The sequence below is a fragment of the Microcystis sp. M113S1 genome (assembly GCF_020246945.1).
In the GTDB taxonomy this organism is placed as follows: Bacteria; Cyanobacteriota; Cyanobacteriia; order Cyanobacteriales; family Microcystaceae; genus Microcystis.
Window position 1 is genome coordinate 1 of record NZ_JADBSA010000035.1, and the last position, 5568, is coordinate 5568.

General features: G+C 37.6%; 7 protein-coding genes. 2 read left to right on the forward strand and 5 right to left on the reverse strand.

Going from position 1 to position 5568, the window contains the following annotated elements; all coding sequences use genetic code 11:
- From IM319_RS02355 to IM319_RS02375, 5 genes are all read right to left on the reverse strand, one after another.
- On the reverse strand, positions 1-596 hold a 596-nt coding region (locus IM319_RS02355), incomplete at its 3' end, for a tetratricopeptide repeat protein (protein WP_287734476.1).
- A 216-nt stretch (positions 597-812) separates the two neighbouring features.
- Positions 813-1034 (reverse strand): type II toxin-antitoxin system VapC family toxin, encoded by a 222-nt coding sequence (locus IM319_RS02360; RefSeq protein ID WP_287734477.1) that lies wholly within the window; start codon positions 1032-1034, stop codon positions 813-815.
- Positions 1021-1281: a hypothetical protein gene (locus tag IM319_RS02365; protein WP_287734478.1), complete on the reverse strand. Its 261-nt coding sequence runs from the start codon at positions 1279-1281 to the stop codon at positions 1021-1023. Before IM319_RS02365 ends, IM319_RS02360 begins: the two co-directional genes overlap by 14 nt.
- 307 nt (positions 1282-1588) lie before the next feature.
- The gene (locus IM319_RS02370; protein WP_287734480.1) at positions 1589-2554 is read right to left on the reverse strand and encodes a tetratricopeptide repeat protein; all 966 of its coding nucleotides are present in this window, start codon (positions 2552-2554) and stop codon (positions 1589-1591) included.
- Positions 2555-2643: 89 nt separating this feature from the next.
- On the reverse strand, positions 2644-3678 hold the full coding sequence (locus IM319_RS02375) for a hypothetical protein (protein WP_287734481.1): 1035 nt from the start codon (positions 3676-3678) through the stop codon (positions 2644-2646).
- 263 nt (positions 3679-3941) lie between these two features.
- On the opposite strand from IM319_RS02375, the gene IM319_RS02380 reads away from it, so the two are divergent.
- Positions 3942-4553 (forward strand): calcium-binding protein, encoded by a 612-nt coding sequence (locus IM319_RS02380; RefSeq protein ID WP_287734483.1) that lies wholly within the window; start codon positions 3942-3944, stop codon positions 4551-4553.
- A gap of 156 nt (positions 4554-4709) precedes the next feature.
- A complete protein-coding gene (locus tag IM319_RS02385) occupies positions 4710-5369 on the forward strand; it encodes a hypothetical protein (protein WP_287734485.1) in 660 nt (219 codons plus the stop codon).
- The last annotated feature ends 199 nt before the right edge of the window (positions 5370-5568 follow it).

The following is a 5568-nucleotide window of genomic DNA, read 5'->3' on the forward strand; positions in this document are numbered from 1 at the left end:
AGAGGTAAAGCTTGCTCATACTGTCCCATTGACCTATATAATACGGCTAAATTATATAGAGACTCAGCATAGTTAGGGTGGTCAGTACCTAGAATTTTACCAATAATTTTGAGAGCTTGTTGATGGAGAGGTAAAGCTTGCCCATACTGTCCCATTGACTCATATAATACAGCTAAGTTATTTAGAAAAGCAGCATAGTCGGGGTGGTCAGTACCTAAAATTTTAGCACGAATTTCGAGAGCTTGTTGAGAGTGAGGTAAAGCTTGCTTATACTGTCCCATTGACTGATATAATATGGCTAAGTTATTCAGAGAATGAGCATAGTCGGGATGGTCAGTACCTAAACTTTTACCACGAATTTCGAGAGCTTGTTGAGAGAGAGGTAAAGCTTGCTTATACTGTCCCATTGACTGATATAATGCGGCTAAAAGATTCAAAGAATCAGCATAAATAGGCTCATTAGTTAGTGAGTAACTTTTGGCTAAATCACAGGTTTGTTGGGCGAAGATAATCCCTTGCTCATATTGCCCCTGTTGATATAGCATTTCTATGGTTTTGTTATACTTTTGTATCTGGTTAATTATGGATTGATTCATGTTACTATCCTCCTTTAATAAACTAAGTTTTTGTTGTTGATTATTGTTGCTGATTGATCAGAGTAATTAATGGTTTGTTCCACCACCTGAAACCGCTTATAAAACACCTCACTATTACCCTGTTGACCCTGAATAAATATCTCCTACAATAAGTTGTTAAAAACCTCCGTATTGTTCCAACGATAGATACTGAAATCTCGACGTATGATGATTTTGTCAATGAAATATTTCAAAGTTATCGTTAACCAATCCCTGCAAAAAGTTGATTTGTGCCTGATTACCTATTCTGGCTAAGAGTAAATAACAGGTTTCGGTGATAACAGGATAGGTGGTAATTAAGGCTTCATTTTGACTATAAATAGTTTGAATAGCTAACGAGTGATCTTTGTCTTTTCGATTGCCAAGAGCGAGAAAGAATCCTGTATCAGCAATGATCATTTTTTTCGGATAGGAGTGAATGCAAAATGTTTTCTGAGTTTTCAGCAAAGTCAGCCTCTGCTTCAAAGCTACCGATAAAGGAACTTTGTTTTAATTTAGCTAGGGGATCGTGTGTTTTTCCTTGGAGTTGTTGATAGCGTAGTTCAATGGCTTGTTGAATGGTTTCTAAAGTATTTTCTTGGGTTGTTTGTTGAATATAGGCTAGTTTTTGAGCGTGTTCATCGTCTAGTTGAATAGAAATTTGCATTGTTTTTTCCTATTTTATGGGCAATTACTGTTTACAATGGGGAAGGGAGATCGCTGGCATGATGCGGTCTAGTTATACTGTTATATCGGGTTAATGATTGCTTAATTTATGTTACCATTCTCCTTGAATAAACCAAGGTTATTACGACATTTTATTAAGAACTTGTAATATTTTTTGAGCTTGTGTTTTATCTCCCTGTTGCTGAAATAAAGTTACTGATCTTTGTAAGTCAGGGATTCCTTATTTGATAATCTCCTGACATTACATAGACAAGCCCCCACAGGTTATAAGCATCCGCTACTTATTACTACCATTGATTCACTCCGATCTTTTTTTCTTTGAGAGTACCAAATAGGCTGGGAGTAAGATCTATCGTGTAGTGTGTATTCTCAGGAATAGTGATCACCTTGTCAATTTTGCTGTAGGATGCGTTAGCACCAAACAGATGTCTATCTCCATACCATTTTTTACCCGTAGCCAACTTTATTATATATTGCCCCGGTGGAATGGGTGTTTCGTAGGAATGCCCCTTTAATATCAAGAACCAACAGATCCGTTTACGGCTAATTTTATCCTCTAACTTTATCACCATATTTTCCGCACCAGATGGCGGTATAATTTTGAGGATACTACTCGCAGATTTCCGATCAAAGTTGTACACTCCCTGACCATTCTCAGGAAAGAATACTCTTGATCTTGAAACCCTTGCAGGTTTTTTATTAGGTGGAACTTTTGCAGGTTTGCTATTGGGTGGAACTGGAACTTTTGCGGGGTTGCTATTGGGTGGCTGTTGTTGCGGGAATTGATTATTGTAGGCAATTTCTCGGTTACTAATCGCTTGACTGAAATTAGGATTAAGGCGGATAGCTCGGTCATAATCTGCGATCGCTTTTTGATAATCTCCTAACTTATCGTAGAGAGTTGCTCGGTTATAGTAAGCTTCTGCTGAGTTGGGATTAAAGCGAATATATTGGTTATAATCAGCAAGGGCTTTCTCATATTGCTGTAAACGACTATAGGCGATGCCCCTGTTGCCATAAGCTTGAGCATAGTTAGGATTAAGTCTAATTGCTTCATTAAAATTATTAATGGCAGCCTCTAAATTACCTTGTTGTAGTTGTTTTACTCCCTGATCCAAGAAGTCCTGAGCCGTTGAGGGGGAATTGACTTGAGCGATGGCATTTACAGGCAAAGATTGAACGGGTAGAGGGAGAGAAACAAAGCCCAAACCGAGACAAAGTGTAACTACGAAAGAAGAAAGAGGTAGAGACATAATTAATTTTCCTTTGCAGTGTTGTAGGTTTACGTTGAGTTTATTGCTGTAATTTTTTGATAGTTTCTAATATTTTTTGAGCCTCTCCTTTAATCAACTAAGTTTTTGTTGTTGATTATTGTTGCTGATTGATCAGAGTAATTAATTGTTTGTTCTACCACCTTAAACCGCTTATAAAACACTTCACTATTACCCTGTTGACCCAATTTAACAAATATCTCATCAAGACGCTCTTGACTTAAAATAATATCTGTAGGGTCAGATTCCCCATTAACCCAAGATAACTCAATGGGTTGCTCTGTGATAATTGCCAGAAAATATTCATCTCCTACTGCATCATATTGGAAAAATCGAGCTAGTCCTTCAGACGGAGGTAAACGAAGTCCTTCTGACAGCTTAGTATAAGGAACATAGGCAAATGCTCTTGAAGGACTAAAGAGATAAAAATTTCCTTCTACCGTCTCATTAATTAACAATAAATATTTACCATTGTCAGGTAAATTAACCCATAAATAATGGGGCTTGTTAAGATAAATATAATTACCCTTATCTGGCTCTGGCTTAATTACAGTACCATTCATAACTAGACCCCTTTTTGAACTCCCGTTTGAGGCTCCTCCATTATGTGATTTTTCTGCCTCAAAATTTTCATTAATATCCAGCATCGTTAACTTATTACAAGCAGGTGCAGCAACTTCTTTTGCTAATTCCCAACCCATCCGAGGGAATTTTTTCTCCCATAACCATTGATAAGTCACTTGATGAGGTTCAACTGAATTCTGAGGTTTTCCTTTCTTCTCATATTTAGTAGTAATTAAATTGACACTTAATTCTAATCCATCGTCTATCATCGCTTGTTTAAACACATCTACCATTATTCTCCTAATTCTTTTCGCATATTCATTAATAGTTGCTTCCGTATAATGAAGATTATGCTTATCTTTCATTATTTCGACAATTTCACTTCTTTTTTTATCTTGATTTTTTGGATTATATAGAAGTTGAAATAAACAACTATGATCTTTATTTTTTATCAAACCAGTATTTTGCAAGATACGGTTTAGAAATGCTTTTTGCAATAGTTCTTTATCTTTAGTTCCTATCGTGTCAGTAATACTAACCATTTTTAGTTCAACAATAATCAAAAAATTAATAGAGATATTTAAAAATTACATCATTTCCTCTGATTTGTCAATATTTTTATGAGAAAGAGAAAGCACTGCTATTAATTGTTATTTAAAGTTATGTACGGTTATTTAGAGCCATTTAGAGTGATTTATAGTTGTTGACTGATACCAATTTGTTATTCAGTATCTATTGAATGTTATTTGATCTGAATGTTTGACTTGAATCATCAACTTAATTAATTCACAGGAGTTTACAGCTAATGCCAGTTTACAACGGGACAATTTATAATGACTTCTTGTTCGGCAGTTTCGGTAATGACACCGTTTACGGGAATGGAGGGAATGATAGCATTTACGGCCAAGGAGGCAACGACTACATCGACGGTGGAATAGGCAACGACTACATTGATGGTGGAGATGGTGCAGATGACCTCTTCGGCGGCGCTGGAAATGACAATGTCTTCGGCGGAAACGGTAGTGACTTGCTCATTGGCGAAGCAGGTGCTGACACTTTATCAGGCGGAAACGACACTGATTATCTCTTTGGCGGAGCCAACAACGATGTTCTATTAGGAGGCGCTGGGAATGACTTTGTCTATGGCGGCTATGGCAATGATATCCTCACTGGCGGCACTGGTGCCGATGCCTTTTATTTCGGTTCTCTTCTAGAAGGAGTTGACGTAATCAAGGATTTTCAGTGGATAGAGGGCGATGTCATCCAAATCAGTAAGTCCGGATTTACTGCTAGTAGCCTTAGCCAATTTAACTACAATAGCTTAACAGGTGGGTTAAGTTTTCTTGGGCAACAATTCGCAACCATTGAAAATCGCCCCGCAGGGTTTGCTGTCTCTTTAGATGTTCAGCTTATTTAACTAGTTGGGAGTGGGCGGGCGAATCTTTTGGTTCGCCTGTTCCAGACAACTGGGCAATTTTTGCTCACTGGTCAAACTAAAAGCATGAACCTTGTTCTCAAGGAACAAAAAATAACGAACAACAAAAAAAAAATTAATTTTTGAGGAGCAACAAAAATGTTCAATCCCTGCAACCCCAAATATCCCTTATTTACTTTTGCTATTGCTTTATTCGTTGGCGGTATTCCCAATCCAAGCAGTGCAGCAGAGTTTAAATTTCCTGATCAGGTTGATATTTACGTTAAATCCTTAGGAGGTGGTGCTGGTGCCAATTCTGAGTTTGGTCTTGGGACTACTTCAGAAAACTTTGTTCCAGTTCTTTCAGGATTGCCGAATAATCCATCAACAAACAGTGAGGTTTTTTTGGGGTCTTTTAATCCAGATCAACCAATTCCACTGGCAGTTGTAACTAACTGGAATGGTCAAAGTTTTTTCGCTACAATTGGAAGCACAGATATTGCTTCACAAATAGTTTTTTCAGATCTAGATAATAGCCTTGGTTTCGGAGGAAATACATTTGAGTTACTAGATACTAATATCTTCTTAGCTCATCTTGATGACGCTGCATCTTTCACTGTAGATGATGATGACGATGATGTTCTTGTTCAGATGCGTGTTGCATCTAAAAAAACGACTCCAGAATCCAGCAGTGTTCTTGTTTATATTATCCTTGGGGGTTTAATACTAGGGAGTGCTATCCGCAAAGCCAGAAAGTGTCCCATATCTTGTAGCTCGCTATTGGGTTGTTGTCAGCTGAGACCTTGCGGTAGCAGATAGATATCTAGAACATCTTTACTGACATCGATCCTCACCCATGTTTTTTGTTGTGTCATAGTTTATCGAAAATTTGGGTTAAAACCCCGTCCTTTTAGGACGGCTTTAAGCTACAATGGAAAAAGCGATAACCAAGCTAAAAACTGAACCTTGACCACAGATAGTAGGGGGTTTCGTTCAGAAAAGACTTCAAATTCGGCCT